This window comes from Arthrobacter sp. StoSoilB20 (assembly GCF_019977295.1).
GTDB lineage: Bacteria > Actinomycetota > Actinomycetes > Actinomycetales > Micrococcaceae > Arthrobacter > Arthrobacter nicotinovorans_A.
In genome coordinates, this window is the sequence record NZ_AP024651.1 from 3,653,762 (window position 1) to 3,668,212 (window position 14,451).

Annotated in this window: 15 protein-coding genes; 8 read left to right on the forward strand and 7 right to left on the reverse strand. The window is 59.5% G+C overall.

All coding sequences use genetic code 11. The features are described from left to right. Nucleotides 1–85: 85 nt before the first annotated feature. Nucleotides 86–742, reverse strand: coding sequence for a hypothetical protein (locus LDN85_RS16600; protein ID WP_223943569.1), 657 nt, complete (start codon nt 740–742; stop codon nt 86–88). A gap of 335 nt (nt 743–1,077) precedes the next feature. Here LDN85_RS16600 and LDN85_RS16605 point away from each other — a divergent pair, with 335 nt between their 5' ends. Together LDN85_RS16605 and LDN85_RS16610 are read left to right on the forward strand one after the other, a co-directional pair. After that, nucleotides 1,078–2,733 carry a hypothetical protein gene (locus LDN85_RS16605; RefSeq protein WP_223943570.1) on the forward strand — a complete coding sequence of 552 codons (1,656 nt, stop codon included), beginning with the start codon at nt 1,078–1,080 and terminating at the stop codon, nt 2,731–2,733. 87 nt (nt 2,734–2,820) lie between these two features. Continuing rightward, nucleotides 2,821–3,897 carry an LCP family protein gene (locus LDN85_RS16610; RefSeq protein WP_223943571.1) on the forward strand — a complete coding sequence of 359 codons (1,077 nt, stop codon included), beginning with the start codon at nt 2,821–2,823 and terminating at the stop codon, nt 3,895–3,897. A gap of 97 nt (nt 3,898–3,994) precedes the next feature. Here LDN85_RS16610 and LDN85_RS16615 read toward each other — a convergent pair whose 3' ends face one another. Then, nucleotides 3,995–4,804 (reverse strand): alpha/beta hydrolase, encoded by an 810-nt coding sequence (locus LDN85_RS16615; protein ID WP_223943572.1) that lies wholly within the window; start codon nt 4,802–4,804, stop codon nt 3,995–3,997. A gap of 523 nt (nt 4,805–5,327) precedes the next feature. Between LDN85_RS16615 and LDN85_RS16620 the strand changes: the two genes are divergently transcribed. Then, entirely contained in the window at nt 5,328–6,590 is a 1,263-nt protein-coding gene (locus LDN85_RS16620; RefSeq protein WP_223943573.1) for a choice-of-anchor P family protein, read from the forward strand. Nucleotides 6,591–6,939: 349 nt separating this feature from the next. Here LDN85_RS16620 and LDN85_RS16625 read toward each other — a convergent pair whose 3' ends face one another. The 5 genes from LDN85_RS16625 to LDN85_RS16645 form a co-directional block, all read right to left on the reverse strand. Beyond that, entirely contained in the window at nt 6,940–7,368 is a 429-nt protein-coding gene (locus tag LDN85_RS16625) for a hypothetical protein (protein ID WP_223943574.1), read from the reverse strand. Between the two features lie 34 nt (nt 7,369–7,402). After that, nucleotides 7,403–7,813: a hypothetical protein gene (locus LDN85_RS16630; protein ID WP_223943575.1), complete on the reverse strand. Its 411-nt coding sequence runs from the start codon at nt 7,811–7,813 to the stop codon at nt 7,403–7,405. 35 nt (nt 7,814–7,848) lie between these two features. Continuing rightward, entirely contained in the window at nt 7,849–8,274 is a 426-nt protein-coding gene (locus tag LDN85_RS16635) for a hypothetical protein (protein WP_026541231.1), read from the reverse strand. 45 nt (nt 8,275–8,319) lie between these two features. Continuing rightward, on the reverse strand, nt 8,320–8,751 hold the full coding sequence (locus LDN85_RS16640) for a hypothetical protein (protein WP_223943576.1): 432 nt from the start codon (nt 8,749–8,751) through the stop codon (nt 8,320–8,322). A 280-nt stretch (nt 8,752–9,031) separates the two neighbouring features. Continuing rightward, nucleotides 9,032–10,267 (reverse strand): beta-ketoacyl-[acyl-carrier-protein] synthase family protein, encoded by a 1,236-nt coding sequence (locus tag LDN85_RS16645; RefSeq protein ID WP_223943577.1) that lies wholly within the window; start codon nt 10,265–10,267, stop codon nt 9,032–9,034. A 201-nt stretch (nt 10,268–10,468) separates the two neighbouring features. On the opposite strand from LDN85_RS16645, the gene LDN85_RS16650 reads away from it, so the two are divergent. From LDN85_RS16650 to LDN85_RS16670, 5 genes are all read left to right on the forward strand, one after another. Continuing rightward, nucleotides 10,469–10,951, forward strand: a complete 483-nt coding sequence (locus LDN85_RS16650) for a TetR/AcrR family transcriptional regulator C-terminal domain-containing protein (protein WP_263422067.1) — start codon at nt 10,469–10,471, stop codon at nt 10,949–10,951. Between the two features lie 71 nt (nt 10,952–11,022). Beyond that, nucleotides 11,023–12,393, forward strand: coding sequence for an APC family permease (locus tag LDN85_RS16655; protein ID WP_223943579.1), 1,371 nt, complete (start codon nt 11,023–11,025; stop codon nt 12,391–12,393). 99 nt (nt 12,394–12,492) lie between these two features. Continuing rightward, on the forward strand, nt 12,493–13,074 hold the full coding sequence (locus tag LDN85_RS16660; RefSeq protein WP_026541235.1) for a DUF1349 domain-containing protein: 582 nt from the start codon (nt 12,493–12,495) through the stop codon (nt 13,072–13,074). A 127-nt stretch (nt 13,075–13,201) separates the two neighbouring features. After that, the gene (locus tag LDN85_RS16665) at nt 13,202–13,714 is read left to right on the forward strand and encodes a hypothetical protein (RefSeq protein ID WP_223943580.1); all 513 of its coding nucleotides are present in this window, start codon (nt 13,202–13,204) and stop codon (nt 13,712–13,714) included. Nucleotides 13,715–13,894: 180 nt separating this feature from the next. Then, nucleotides 13,895–14,302 (forward strand): MarR family transcriptional regulator, encoded by a 408-nt coding sequence (locus tag LDN85_RS16670; protein WP_223943581.1) that lies wholly within the window; start codon nt 13,895–13,897, stop codon nt 14,300–14,302. Nucleotides 14,303–14,451 lie beyond the last annotated feature (149 nt).

Below are 14,451 nucleotides of genomic sequence, written 5' to 3' on the forward strand. Positions count from 1 at the left end.
AGAATGTGTGAGGAGCATAAGGCGCAGCGGTCGTGATGCAGGTTTTGTAGCAGCCCTATCCCCGGGTAGGGAGTTACGCATTAGCCTACTTGCCGTTGACGCGGGATCCGGGGACGCCCTTGGAACGTAGAGCCCTGAAATACGCGACGCCTAGAAGAATCAGCACCAGAACTGTAAGGCCTTGCACGGTGGGATTGTTTTCGGCGACGGGCGCCAAGGCCGCTTTCAAAGGACCTGCGATGTCTGCACTGACCGCCGGCGGGGCAGCGGTCTTGGTAGCGGAAGGTATCGGCGTAGGCGTGGGGGCCGCGGGAGCAGACGTAGTCGGGTCCGCCGGCATTCCGGGTTCCACGACGTAACCTTGGGTGCCTGCATCTGTCGGCAGAACAGATGCAGGGACTTCCTGAGAAGGAACGACTGGAGTAACTGGCGTAACGATCGGCGGGGCGGCAGGTTCCGAGGCAGGTGGAACTACGGGTGCCGGCTGGGTCGGCGACGGAACCGGCGCAGGAGTCTCCGGGTCCAACGGCTTCAGCGTCGGGACAGGTTCAAGAGTCGGAGGAATAACCACAGGAGGCGTGACGGGCGCTGTGGGCGTCTCCGGGTCGACAGGCTGCTCGGTTCCTGTACCAGGTCCGGGCTCTGTTTCGGTGGCGAAGGCTGGCTGGGTTCCAAAGAACCCAAGAATGGCCAGCATCAAGACCACAAGTGCGGCTTGGCCACGATTGATTCCGGTGCCCAACTTCCCCCCCGTTGAATGAGATTTCAGAACGCTCTCAGAGTCCTATCGAAGGCGCCGCCTGAGGCTCGGCGGCGCACGGACGTCCACCATCAGAGGGCGACCCGGATTAGTTTACCGTATGGATTAGAAGCGGGTGTTCGGCCGGCGATACTGGCTGCGCTCTTCGTAAGTTTCGTCACAGCTCGGTGGGTGTCCTATAGGCCCTTGCTAGAGTCGTAGCTGCCCGCGCCGATCCCTAGGAAGTCATGCCATTCCGGAAGTTGCCCGCAAGTGAAGCGCCTCCTAAGCCATCTCTGCTTCATCGCTTCCTTGGGGGTCGCCGCAACTGGATGATAATGCTCGCCGCACTGTCAGCAGCGATTCTGATGATGGGTGGACTCAACTTCCTCTCCAGCACTGCAAAAGAAGTACAAGAGTCCGAATCAGTTGGCCGCGCAGCAGATTCCGTCCCTGACGAAAGCAAGCCGGAACACGGGTACCCCATCAGCGGGTACTTCATAATGGCCAGCTCCCGTGACGCTGCTAACCAGAAGAAGCTTGCAGATATCAAGGCACTAGGTGGCGACACAGTCATCACCTTCGGAACGTCATTACGGCCAGCGACGCTGGAGACACTGCCGGATGACTGCATCATTGGTGGGAAGCCCTGCGCAAGAGTCGCAGCGGGTTCTCTCAATGTTGACCGCTATTTTACATTCTTGGACGGAAGCAATTGGGGTAGTTCAGCTCTCAAGTGCCCCAATGACCGCAACGTGAACTACAACGGTCAGTCATACTCTGTGTTGGTTCTGCCTAAGTCCGGGCAAGGCTGCACGTCTTCCGATGGCCGATACGACGTCGTGGTGGCTGGCGGCAGCAGTTCATCTGCAGTCGACCCTTCCCATTCAGTGGCGACCGCGGCCACCAATTTGGGCATGAAATTCTACGCCGGCTTGCCAGCGCCAGTGCAGGGAGATGAGCCAGCATATCTTCCGGATCTTTCGTACCAAACAACACTCGCAACTTTCACGTCCCGGTTCCTCTCGTATCAGGCCGAAGTCAACGACGTACCTGGTCTAGGCGGCTTCTACCACCACACGGAGATGCCCCTAACGGATAGTTCGGTGTTCGATCCAATCCTCGATCTTTATGCCAGCCAAAACCGTGCCATTCGCCGCGTTCTTCCCAATCGCCAAGCGATTGTCAGCCCCTATATCGACGCGCGGACCGCCAACGCTGGAATCAGCCTCGAAAAGGCCAAAGCCGGGATTCGCAGAATAGCCGCGACTTCGGCGGGCCTTGAGTTGAACATCGCCGTCCAGGACGGCATGGGCACAGGTAAAGGCGGGGCGTTTAGCGACAACGAGGCCAACTTGGCAGTAGACCCTTTCGCGGCAACCATCGTTGGGCAAGGGGCATGGGGAGCTAAATACATTGCCCCAAACAAAGACTACTTCTCCGCCGCTGCCGCGGGCATCGCCGGCACCGGGGCAGTGCTTTGGGCCAATGTTGAAGGAATGGCCCCCGCAACGGATAAGAATACCTGCGGTGACAGTCGCCGCGGACAGACGACAAAGGCCCGTCTGGACCGACAACTCCAACAGGTGTCTCTAGCAAGGAAGACCGTATCCTTCATGTGGGACCCATACTTCACGTGTAAGGGAACCGGCACTGCCTTGCAGGAACAAGTGGAATCGGGACTCACCACGCCCATCGTCACTGACGCGGCTGTCCAACCTTCAACTGGTCATATAGAGGTGCTCGGCTTCAACTTGGAGGGAAGCAAGATCACTCTGATGTGGACAAACCAAAAGGGACAAGCGGTTGAGAAATCAATGAATAGCAGTGCCCTGGACGCGAGCTACGGGATACGGAAAGGTATGAATCCTAACCTTGAAAAAGCAACTTTCGAGGCTGGCATCCCCACAGCCAAGACTTTAAAGGACTACAAAATAAAACTGGTCAATAGGTGGGGTAGGACAGCAGCGGAATTTTATACCCGGCTCCCTTAGATCCATCTCCCCTGCATGGCCTGCTCAGTCACGCTGCCCGCGCTGCTTGGTAGAATCGTCTCTGCTGCCGCCAACACCAAGGAACACATGACGCTGCCGATCGACACCGAAACTCCTCCTACGGACTCCCGTCCCCGACGTCAAAAGAGTGGAAAGAAGACAGCGCGAAACGTGCTCCTGGGCTTCACTGCCGCGGTGCTCGTAGCGGGTCTCATCGGCGGTGCCTACATCTTCAATCTTGCCCAGACATTCAATTCGGGTACCACCAAGATCGAGAGCGCTTTCCCGGAAGAGTCGACGAGGCCGCAGAAGACCGAGCCCATCAACGGCACCGCTGCAATGAACATCCTCGTGATGGGCAGCGATACCCGCGGCTCTGCCGAACTTGATGTCGATACGCAGACATCAACTGATCAGCGTGCTGACACCCTGATGCTCGTCCATATCCCGGCTGACCGTAAGAATGTCTATGCTGTTTCCCTTATGCGGGATCTCTGGGTGGACATTCCCGGAAAAGGACAATCGAAAATCAACTCAGCCCTGGCCCAGGGTGGTGTGCCGCTCATGGTTCAGACGGTGGAGTCACTTTTCCAGCAGCGGATCGACCATGTAGCCATGGTGGATTTCGAAGGCTTCAAGGGCCTCACTGATGCCCTGGGCGGGGTGGAAGTCGACGTGAAGATACCGTTTGCACCGGCAAAAGGTCCTATGAAGGGCCACTATTACGAAGCTGGCAAGCAGACCCTCAACGGCGACGAAGCACTTGCCTTTGTTCGTGAACGCTATTCCTTCAGCGACGGCGACTACCAGCGCGTGCGAAACCAACAGGCCTATATGAAAGCAATTATCAGCAAGACGATCGCCCGTGAAACGCTGACCAACCCGGTAACGGTCAACAGCATGGTTAGCGCGGTGTCACCCTTCATTAGCGTGGACAAGAGTTTTGATGCCGCAGCCATCGGTAGCCTCGCAGTGGGAATGAGAGACCTTCGAGCCAACGATACGGTGATGTTCACGCTGCCCACGCTCGGTACAGGATCATCCGCAGACGGGCAGTCGATCGTTGTGCCTGATACCAGCGCTATTTCGGAAATTGCGGCAGCTCTTTCAAAAGACCAGCTAGGTTCCTACGTCACCGCCCACGCACTCGAGAAGGGCAACTAACGGCAGAAACGCCGACGCCCAGTACCTAGACGGAGACCCTGCATGCGGCCCACCGCGTGTAGGGTCTCTATTTCGAGGGCTCGCGGTGTCCCAACACTCAGTCGTTCAGAAACCCCACCACATCCGCAGCCACGCGTTCCGGGCATTCCCACAGCACCAAATGCCCGGTCTCCTCGTAAACTTTCAAGCTCGATCCCGGTATGCGCCGAGCCAAGGTCTCCTGATGGTGTCGCGGAACCAGGTGGTCGTGAGCACCCCACAGAATCAGAGTGGGGGCTGAAATGGTCCCCGTTTCTGTTGGCGGAACGGCCTGGTAGTAACCGCGCAGCGACTGTTTCCACACCGATGCCGGCATCGCGAGGCCGTCCTGCACCCGGTCTTCAATATAGGTCGCAGGAACCGTGTGCAGGAGCCGATACCAGGACAACGATTCCCGGACCCATTCCTCTGAAATCGGATCAGCCAAGGATTCCACTTCTGCGGCGAACGGCGGCTTCCCTTGCAGGCTCAACGGTGACCCCACCAGAGTCAGCGAAGCCACCAACGCCGGGTGCATCACCGCTAGTTGTTGGGCAACATATCCCCCGCTGGAAGAACCCAGCACGTGGGCACGGATAAGACCCAAGGCATCGGACAGAGCCAGAATGTCTTTGGACACTTCAATCAGCGAGTATCCGCCCGGAGGCTTCTCGGCAAGACCGTGCCCACGAAGATCCGGGGCCACAACAACGACCACATCCGGAAGCGCGGCAATCAGCCGCTCAAAACTCCGCCAGGACTCACCCCACGCGTGCAACAGCAGCAAAGGTATGCCGCCGTCGTCGACTGTTTGTTCAAGGCGGCCTCGCACGAAACAGGGGACGCTGATACCCGTGCTGAGTTTGACAGTCCTGACTTCAGACTCCATGGGGCCAGCGTACGCTCAACGTTCCTCTTGGACGAAGGCAGGAGAGCACTCGGGAAATCACCAGCTTCTGAAGCTATGGTTGGAATGTCCCGCCTGGTCCCCCATCAGGCGGGACACTTGCGTTCCAGCCAACTGGCCCGTCATAGGTAAGGCCCCGCCGTGTGCCCATCGTCGGGGTTCGTATCATGTGAGACCCTGCGCGAAAGCGTAGTTCCTGGAAGCTGCGGGCACAGAGCAGCGCAGACATAGCCCTCAAATTCGTTGGTTCTTCGCATGCCGGTACGAATAAAGTCAACTCAACTGATTGCCTCTTTTTAGTATCGAACCGAAGCTACTCCCAGCGATGTAGATTCTCGGACCGGATGTTGCAACGGGCACGCCGGAAGTGGGACCAGTGAGAGAATCAGACAAATCTCTACTCGAATTGGTCGATCTTATTGTTTGGGACTGTTTCTGCGCTGTACGGTGAGCACAATCGTAGGCACCCTTACGAGATCGTGTACGACATTCTGGGGAGTAATGCATGAAACATTGGCGGGTTCCACTGATCGGCGCACTAGCGGTTGCCCTGGCCGGGTCGGTTACACCGGCTTTTGCGGCCACCACACCCGCGCAGGTTACTACCGGTTTCTCCGGTTCTGCGTACGGTTCTTACATTTTCAACACCGATAAGACCTTAACCTCTGGTCCCACAGCCAGCTCAAGCCTTAGTTGCACCGGCGCCACAGGGAAAACCTCATCGAACACGGCTGCAGCGTTGACGGTGGCAGCCGTCGGCAACGTTGGAGCGGCAACAACTAGTGTCAAAACCCTACTCACGACCACGGGTAAACGGATCGAAAGCAAATCAACGATAAACGGCACTAACCTGCTCGGTGGCCTCGTTACAGCGGGCGCCATAGTATCCGAAAGCTCCGCCGATAAAAACACTGCCGGAGTGTTCTCCGGTGCCAATAAGACGACGATTGCTGATTTGAAGATTCTAGGTGTCGCAGTGGGAGCCAACCCCGGCGCCAACACAGTACTAGACCTCTCAGTGCCTCTAGTCGGTTCAGTTGGCAAGGTTACCTTGAACGGGCAGGAGAAGCGTCTCGTCAACGGGGTTTACCGGGTTGCGACCACTGCTCTCCGCGTCGAAGTACTGAAAGCCGGCTTGCCTGGACTCAAGGTCGGAACAGACATCCGCCTTGGAGTTAGCATCGCCGACCTCACCCCCTCTCAGATTGGCTATCTGGCGGGTTCGGGGTTTAGCACCAGAGCCAATCTGGCCAGTGGCTTGCTAAATTCCGGACCAACAGCGGTGGCCTACGTCAGGTGCGGTGGCGGGTCCACATCCGCAAACGTGGCTGGTGTGAACATTCCGGGTCTTGTCACCACTGGAGCCGCGTCAACCAAGACAATCGGCGTCCTGACACCACAGCCTAAAGTTACCGTTACCAACTCCCTTGCAGGCCTGAACGTGCTCAATGGACTAATCCAGGCCGACGCCATTAAGGCGGAAACGTCGGCGACTCGGGCTGCAGGCGCGTCCACGGCCACTCTGACCGACACATCCACATTCACCAACCTCAGGATAGTGGGGCTTCCGGCTATAAATGCCTCGGTTCCTCCAAACACCGTGGTGCAGGTGGCAGGTCTCGGTCAGGTGACTCTGCACAAGGTGAGTAAATCGTCCACCGGCATCGTCGTGACGATGATTGATGTGGTACTAAGCCAACCCATAGGTGCACTGCCTACCGGATCCAAAATCCAAATCGGATATTCCTACACCGCAATCGTGCAATAAGGACAGACAAATATCCTGCAGTTTAAGGCTTACTAACAACCGAGGACGGTCCGGTACCCCGTGGGTGCTGGACCGTCCACTTGGTTAAATCCGCCGGATATCCAACGAGGCATTAGGGAAGACCGTTCCCGGTAACCAGGCGGAAGCAATGCGGCGGCCCACGCTACTAAATGGCACCAATACGCAGTTGCTTCATCGCCAAAGCCCAAATTGGCCCATCGCGCCGTCCTCAGACGCCAAGCTTGGGGCCACTGCTGCCCTTATGCAGCGGCCGAACACTTCCTCTAGAGGCTTGGCTGCTGATGCCAGCCAGGCCGCCGTCGAAATTTGCTGCTGAGCCGGGCGGCCGTCATGACTTGTCGCGGCGGGGAACCGGCTGCGGCGGGACGGCAGGGTCCGACGTCGGTATGCAGAACCTCAGCCCGTCGCCCCAAAATCCGTCGTTAATGCAGTGCAGGGGCACGTGTTTGTCGCCGATACGAAGCGTCGGATTGCGCAAGCGTTTTGAGGAGCTAAAAGTCAGTTCGACTGCACCGTCGGGTGAGGCGCAGCTGTAGGCCGCGTTCCACGGGCTCAGATCTTCGCAGGCATAGAGTTCCCGCGATACGCCGTCCCGGTCCACGTACTCCCAGGTCTTGTCCGACTTCTCACCGACCTGAATGACAGAGTTCGGAACGGACCGTGCGTAGTCCCGCGTAAAAGGCCGCTCATCGCAACCCGCTGCTGTTAGTGTCAGCAACGCAAGCAGCGCAAACCCTGCTTTAAATCCCCTACGCATTCTTAAGGCCCTCCCCCTAGTCACTGTGCGCGAACTAAATGTCTGCCCGGCCCGATGGAGTTGGTTCGGGAGAACCGCGCAGCTTACGGAGTTGCTTGGCCCGATATTCGGCGATGGACAACCTGACCGCATAAATGGAAAGTCCACCGCCCAGAGCGGTCAGGAACAGCGCACCCCACATGGGGCCCAGCCCTTGTCCCAGCGGAGCCAGCAACAGCACTACTGAGAAGACGGTGAGTATGCCGGCAAACACCGCGAGAACGGCCATACCCCACCACGTGCCCACCTGGGCTTGGCCGCTGCCGGGCGTGAAGCCGATCTCGTCGGCCGGATAGCTGTGCAGCCCGCCCGTGCGGGTGTTGCGGAGGACCCGCTTCTCCCCTGCTGCCACCGCCGCCTGGTGCTCGGCATACACAGCATCGCGATGATCCCGGTCCGAAGTCATGATCCGTCTGTCCTTCAATGTCAGTTGTCCTGTCTTCACCACATGCTGGTGTTGGCCGTGATGAGCCCGATCAGCGCCAACAGAGGAACTGCAGCAACAATGGGGCCGGCAACCAGTATCCACGTCGTCCCCGGATACCGACGATATTGTCTCCCGCGCAGCTTGGTAACCCAGAGAGCAGCGTAGATGGCACTGGCGATCACGTAAGGGATCGTCAGCAGGAGCGTTCCCAGGCCCAGCCAAACAATTGCCTGAAGGGCGCTTCGCCCGCCTTCGCTGTACATGTCGAAAGATCCGGAGGTCGCCGTAGTTACGAGAAGCATAGTCATCAACAGCAGAAGCCCGGCGCAGAACAGCAGGACTTTGCGGAACGTCGTGGCCCATGCCGGCAGCGGCGCAACCTGGACCTGCCCCGGCTGAAACGGGAAATAGTTTGGAGGGTAAGGATTCTGAGGCTCCATGGGGCTCTCTTCCTGATGAGCTTCTGGCGGCGGGACGGTGAGGGGCTAGACGGGGTGAACGTGCACAATGATCACTTGCAGGCCCTTCGCGCCGTCGTACCGGAGGTCGTACTGGACACGGAGGCCGGTTGCAGTGCCCGCCGACAATGAAAAGTCGCCTTCTTCATCCGTCCGCTGGGACATTGATTCGATCCAGCCTTCTGCTGACTCGCCGGGAATCCCGTAGCGGGCCACCCCGTCACGAATCAGGGTTGTGAAGTCCTCGAATGATTTTGCGGTGAGGAAGAACGTGACCTCCCGGAAGTCCGGTCCGTTATTCATCCCGTTGAGCCGGAGACGATCAGTTTTAGCGCTGATCAGACCTGAGGGTGCTTGGATCGTCAGCTCCATGGCGCCCTCTTTAATGAGGACATCCGGAGCCTGGCTGCTTCCGTCCTCGAGCCCGACACTCTCTTTGGTCAGCTTCCCGGAGGACATGTCCAAGCGTGCCGACTTCGATATTTTGATGTCGTCAATTCCCGCCGGATCAAGATGCGAAAACGCCGTGGCTGAGTGTGTCGGTGACCCTGTTGAGGCAGGGCCTGGCACAGTTACCCTGCAGCCAGTCAACACAAGCAGCATGAGCAGGAAAAAGCCTGTCAAGGCCTTCATGCAGGTCCCCCAAGAGTTTGTGCGGTCACTTTAGTAAATCACCCGTCGGGGTGGACAGTGAACTCCGCTCGAAGGCGGCAGCTCCCAACAGCATCACCGGGAATGACTAAACGTGGCTCTTACTGAATACCAAGGACACGTTTTGGCCGCCAAAGCCAAAGGAATTGGAGAGAGCCGCGCTTTGTGTGCCGTATCGCGGTGAAACGGCAATATCCAGGCCGATCTGCGGGTCAACGTTGCCTTGGTGGAGGTTACGGGTGGGCGGGATAACATCTTCCGCAATGCTTTTGATGGTCAGGATGGCTTCAACTGCTCCTGCGGCGCCAAAGAGGTGACCCAAAGACGCTTTTGGCGCCGTCACACAGGCCGCATCACCGAAGACTGTCTTGATGGCTTTTGCTTCTGCGAGATCACCCACAGGTGTTCCCGTTGCATGTGCGTTGATGTGCCCAATGTCTGCTGCATCCAAGCCTGCATTGTCCAGGGCCTTGCGGATGGCCGTGACTTGGCCCGCTCCATCTTCCGCAGGCGAAGTCATATGGAAGGCGTCGGAGGCAATGCCGACTCCGCGGAGGACAGCGTGGACTTTGGCGCCCCGGGCCCAGGCATGTTCAGCGCTTTCAAGAACGAGAATGCCGGCCCCTTCGCCGAGGACGAAACCGTCGCGGTCGGCTGCGAACGGACGCGAGGCGGAGCCCGTGTCCGCGGTACGCGTTGACATCGCCTGCGTCTGAAGAAAGGCCGCGACCGTTATTGGCGTGATGGCAGCCTCGGTTCCGCCCGCTATGACCACGTCGGCTTCACCCGAGCGGATCAGCCGGGCGGCCTGGACCAACGCTTCGGCGCCGGAGGAACATGCGGAGACGGGAGTGTAGGAACCCGCCCTGGCCCCATAGTGAATACTCAACGCCGCAGCCGGTCCATTGGGCATCAGCATTGGCACCGTCCGTGGTGAGACGCGACGCTGGCCACGGCTTTCAAGAATGTCGTCCTGCTGGAGCAAGGTGCCTATGCCTCCAACCCCGGTCCCCACAACCACCGCGAGCTTGGTGCCATCAACCGTGGGACTGCCGGCGTCCGCCCAAGCTTCGGCGGCTGCAACCATGGCGGCCTGCTGAACCCGATCCAGCCGCTTCGCCGCCACGGGCATCAATGAATTGGCCGGATCTTCCGCCATGGGCGCCGCGATCGAAACCGAGAGGCCGGAATCTTGCAGGAAGTCCAGGCTCACATCGCGGATACCGGAGCTTCCCGCGAGAAGCGACTCCCACGTTGTCCTGACGTTCCCGCCCAAGGGGGTAGAAGCCCCCAAGCCCGTGACTGCAATATCGGTTGCACGCATGACAAACCTTCCACTCGTTATCTTGTATGTCATACAAGATAAGCACTTAGTTGTATGAAGTACAATTTTTGAGTGGAAGACGCAGGCAAGAGAAGACGCCGCCCGCAAGGGCCATCGCAGGCCCGGGGCCATTCAACCCGGCAGCACATTTTGGACAGCGCCGTGAAGCTGTACCTCTCCAGAGCCGACAGGGAAGTCAGTGTGGCTGCCATCGCAGCCGACGCCGGCGCTTTCCCCAACCAAGTGACCTACTACTTCGGCTCGAAGGACTCGCTGTTTATCCACGCCGCCTTCCTGGCCCTACTGCACGACGCCGAACGCGTTGAGGCGGTGGGTCTGTCAGTAGAAAGCCCGGCCTCGTTCCGCAGCGCCATGGCCAGGACCGTACTGATACTGCCCTCCATGCCCCTCGTTGTGCGTGCGCTTGCGGTGGGAACATCGCGTCCGGACCTTTCCGCCGTCGTCGATCAGCATTTGAACCTGCTCTTTCGACAGTCAGAGCGGTACCTGACCCGCCTGCTGAAGCAACGGAACTGGGAGCTCGAGCGCCCCCTGCCCGTTGAGACGAGGACGTTCTGGAGTACAGCATTTGGTGCGACGCTCCTTTCGCAAGCAGGCGTCGCAGGAAGCGGCAATGATTTGGACCTGGCAGGAACGCTGACGGTACGAACCATTGGGGACTGAGCCCGAGCGGACCCGGCACGGCATATTCCCGATTTAGTAAGGTTACTTAGCGTCCTGTACCATCTGTTCCCATGAACAGCCCGGCGCAGTCCCAAACCTCAAAACTCAAGCAGTCGATCACTGGCCCGCTTCTCTTCCTCTTTATCCTCGGCGATGTCTTGGGCGCGGGCATTTACGCCCTGGTGGGGAAAGTCGCGGGCGAGGTAGGAGGTGCCGTGTGGATTCCCTTGGCGCTGGCGCTGTTCCTGGCCATGCTGACCGCCGCCTCCTACGCGGAGCTCGTGACCAAGTACCCGAAGGCCGGCGGCGCTGCCGTCTTTGCTGAACGGGCTTTCAAAGTGCCCCTGGTTTCATTCCTGGTGGGCTTTTCAATGCTGGCAGCCGGGGTGACCAGTGCAGCAGGGCTGAGCCTCGCGTTCGCCGGGGACTACCTGAAGCCCTTCCTGGACATACCCGCCACGCCCACGGCCCTGGTGTTTCTGTTGTTGATCGCACTCCTGAATGCCCGCGGCGTCAAAGAATCCGTCAGGGCGAACGTGGTCATGACCGTCATTGAAGTATCGGGACTGGTTCTGGTCATAGTCCTGGTGGGCCTGATGTTCGGCCGGGGAGACGGTGATGTTTCCCGCGTTGTCGAGTTCAACCCTGCGGTGACCCCCGGGGCAGGAATCCTCGCCGCATCACTGCTGGCGTACTACTCGTTCGTGGGTTTTGAGACCTCTGCCAACGTTGCCGAAGAGGTCCGCGACGTCCACCGCGTCTACCCCAAAGCACTGTTCGGGGCATTGCTGACCGCCGGGGCCATCTACATCCTGATTGGCCTGGCTTCCTCCATAGCCCTGCCTGCCAGTGACTTGAACAGTTCCTCGGGCCCCTTGCTGCAGGTTGTCCAAGCCACAGGCTTTGGGGTGCCCGACTGGCTCTTCGGCCTGGTTGCACTCATCGCCGTCGCCAACGGTGCGCTCCTGACCATGATCATGGCCAGTCGTCTGGCTTTTGGCATGGCGGAACAATCACTGCTGCCGGCAGGATTGGGGCGGGTCCTCCCCCAGCGGCGCACGCCCTGGGTTGCCATCGCTGTCACCACACTGGCAGCAATGGCTTTGACCGCCACCGGAGACCTCGGCTCACTCGCCGAAACCGTGGTCCTGCTGCTCTTGTTCGTGTTCATCAGCACCAACGTCGCCGTCCTGGTCCTGCGCAAAGACAGGGTCGAACACAAGCATTTCCGCGTGCCGGTGGTCATTCCTTGGCTGGCTTTGGCTTCGTGTGTCCTCCTGCTGTTCCAGCAAGGCCCGGAAATCTGGTTGCGTGCAGCCATCCTCCTGGCGATCGGGCTCGTCCTCTTTTTCGTGACGCGCTGGACCCAGGCGCGCAAGCGGACCGGGAAGCTTGCGGCGAACCGGCACCCCGAGGCAGCGAAGGAATCCCTGGAGTCCTAGAAGCCTCCGGTGAACCCTCGAGGGTCCATCGACTACCCTGATCCAGAAGCCGAACCTGAAGAGGCGGAAACCAGCGAAACATAAACATCGAGGAGCTCCGTGCCAACCGACATCCCCTGGAACCGTGGCGAGTGGACCAACCAGCCGGCCGCCGTCGTCGAGCAGGCAGGTGACCTGCTGGTGACCGCCGTCGAAAGCAGCGACGCTTGGCGCGTCACGTCCTACGGTTTCATCCACGACACAGAGCACGCACTCCTTGCCCCTTTTCCGCAGGACAGCGCCATGGAGGTTGAGTTTACGGCCGGGTTCTCCGAACAGTTCGACCAAGCGGGCATCTTCGTCCGCGTCAGCGCCGAACGCTGGATCAAAGCAGGAGTCGAATTCGCCGACGGCGCCGCTCAAGTGGGCGCGGTGGTGACGGACGGCTTCTCGGACTGGTCCTTGGCGCCTGTGCCGGAATGGAACGGCGGGCGGGTTCGCATGAGGGTCAGCCGCTCGGGCGACGCACTCACCATCCGGGCCGCTTCAGGCGGGAACGAGCTCCAGCTGGTGCGGGTGGTGCCATTTGCCCCCGATCTGGTCGCAACCGCCGGGCCTTTCACATGCGCACCAACACGCGCAGGCTTGACCATTCCTTTTCACTCCTGGCGGGCCACCCCAGCGGACAGCAACCTCCACTGACGCGGCAGGTGCGGAACGGGCTTGCGGGTCCAATCGTTCATGAGATTATGGAGATTACTGCGGCCTGCAACTGATCAGTGCCGCCACTCAGTTGGCTCCGTAACAAGCCTATGGGGGGCACATCACGGTGGAAGATACTGCAAGTCTTTGGCGTACTGACCCCACGACGTTTCGCGACGTCGTGGTCAACCGCCGAGCCATTGAAGCTGCTTTGGCGGGCGAGTGCCCTCCGGTGGAGCGCGTCAGGTACCTGGCTCTCCTCGGCCGGGACGCCGAGGCCCTCGACGAAGGCTTCAAACTGCTGCCCCATACCGATGACCGCCGTGAGTTATTGCTGATACTTGCCCAGGTCCATCAGCGGCAGTACCGCTGGCACGATGCAGCAGTCCTCCACGAAAGGGCACTGCGAACAGTGCGGTCTCCCGGAGATGAGGCCTACGTTCGTCACCACATCGGCCGGCGACTCTTCGATGAAGCCCGCTTCCGTTCTGCTGCCGATGAATTTCAATGGGCAGCGGATTTGTACCGAGTGGCCGGGCATCCCGACCTTGCCGAGGACAACCGCCAAGCCATGCGCCATGCCCTCCAGGTACACAGCGCCGAGCGCGGCATGGAACGTTCAGCGTTCGACCTCTCCTAAGACCCAAGGCCCCAACAGAATCAGCACTCCAGACAGTGGGTATCCCCTGCCTGGGACCTGCCGCTCAAGCAACTTCCGCAACGGGCCTTCCCACCCACAACCGGCTTTGGCACCCGCCTGATGTAGCCTAGTAAGTAAGCTGACTAATTGTGAAAGCCTGGGGGTGCCTGAATGCCTGATATGGAACGATGGCCAACCAGCCGGCTGCTGTCTACTGCGGCCCGGCTCGTGGAACTGGCATGGAACGACAAACTACGTCCGCTGGGGTTGACCTATCCGGCGGTCCTTACGCTCGACGCGGTCGCAACAGGGGGACCCATCACGCCCGGGGATCTTGCCCGCAGCGTCCGGGTTCAAGCGCAAACCATGGGGCCGCTGCTGACCAGGCTTGAATCGCGTGGCTATATCCGCCGTGAGCCCAACCGCTTCGACCGCCGCAGCCAATTGGTATTGATCACCGACCTGGGCCTGAGCCTGCTGGAGCAATCCCATGACCAGGAGAGCACGGTCCTCTCAGCGGTTGATCTGGACTCCGAGGGCCTCCGCGAAGAGCTCCTCGCAATCGTGCGCCACACGAATTTCCACTGAGCGCAGGTCATCCCGCGTAGACGAAAGTTCTTCTATCAAGCAGTATGGAGTTATCCGCTGATGAAGTCCGGCGTCCCAAGGAGAAAACCTCTCCAACCACAACACCGGGCTAATGACACTGACAGTGATGCCCGGACGAGTAAAAAAGG

Coding starts and splice junctions, on each gene's coding strand:
- LDN85_RS16605 (WP_223943570.1), top strand. CDS start 1,078: ATGCTCGCCGCACTGTCAGCAGCGATTCTGATGATGGGTGGACTCAAC.
- LDN85_RS16610 (WP_223943571.1), top strand. CDS start 2,821: ATGACGCTGCCGATCGACACCGAAACTCCTCCTACGGACTCCCGTCCC.
- LDN85_RS16615 (WP_223943572.1), bottom strand. CDS start 4,804: ATGGAGTCTGAAGTCAGGACTGTCAAACTCAGCACGGGTATCAGCGTC.
- LDN85_RS16620 (WP_223943573.1), top strand. CDS start 5,328: ATGAAACATTGGCGGGTTCCACTGATCGGCGCACTAGCGGTTGCCCTG.
- LDN85_RS16625 (WP_223943574.1), bottom strand. CDS start 7,368: ATGCGTAGGGGATTTAAAGCAGGGTTTGCGCTGCTTGCGTTGCTGACA.
- LDN85_RS16630 (WP_223943575.1), bottom strand. CDS start 7,813: ATGACTTCGGACCGGGATCATCGCGATGCTGTGTATGCCGAGCACCAG.
- LDN85_RS16635 (WP_026541231.1), bottom strand. CDS start 8,274: ATGGAGCCTCAGAATCCTTACCCTCCAAACTATTTCCCGTTTCAGCCG.
- LDN85_RS16640 (WP_223943576.1), bottom strand. CDS start 8,751: ATGTCCTCCGGGAAGCTGACCAAAGAGAGTGTCGGGCTCGAGGACGGA.
- LDN85_RS16645 (WP_223943577.1), bottom strand. CDS start 10,267: ATGCGTGCAACCGATATTGCAGTCACGGGCTTGGGGGCTTCTACCCCC.
- LDN85_RS16655 (WP_223943579.1), top strand. CDS start 11,023: ATGAACAGCCCGGCGCAGTCCCAAACCTCAAAACTCAAGCAGTCGATC.
- LDN85_RS16670 (WP_223943581.1), top strand. CDS start 13,895: ATGGAACGATGGCCAACCAGCCGGCTGCTGTCTACTGCGGCCCGGCTC.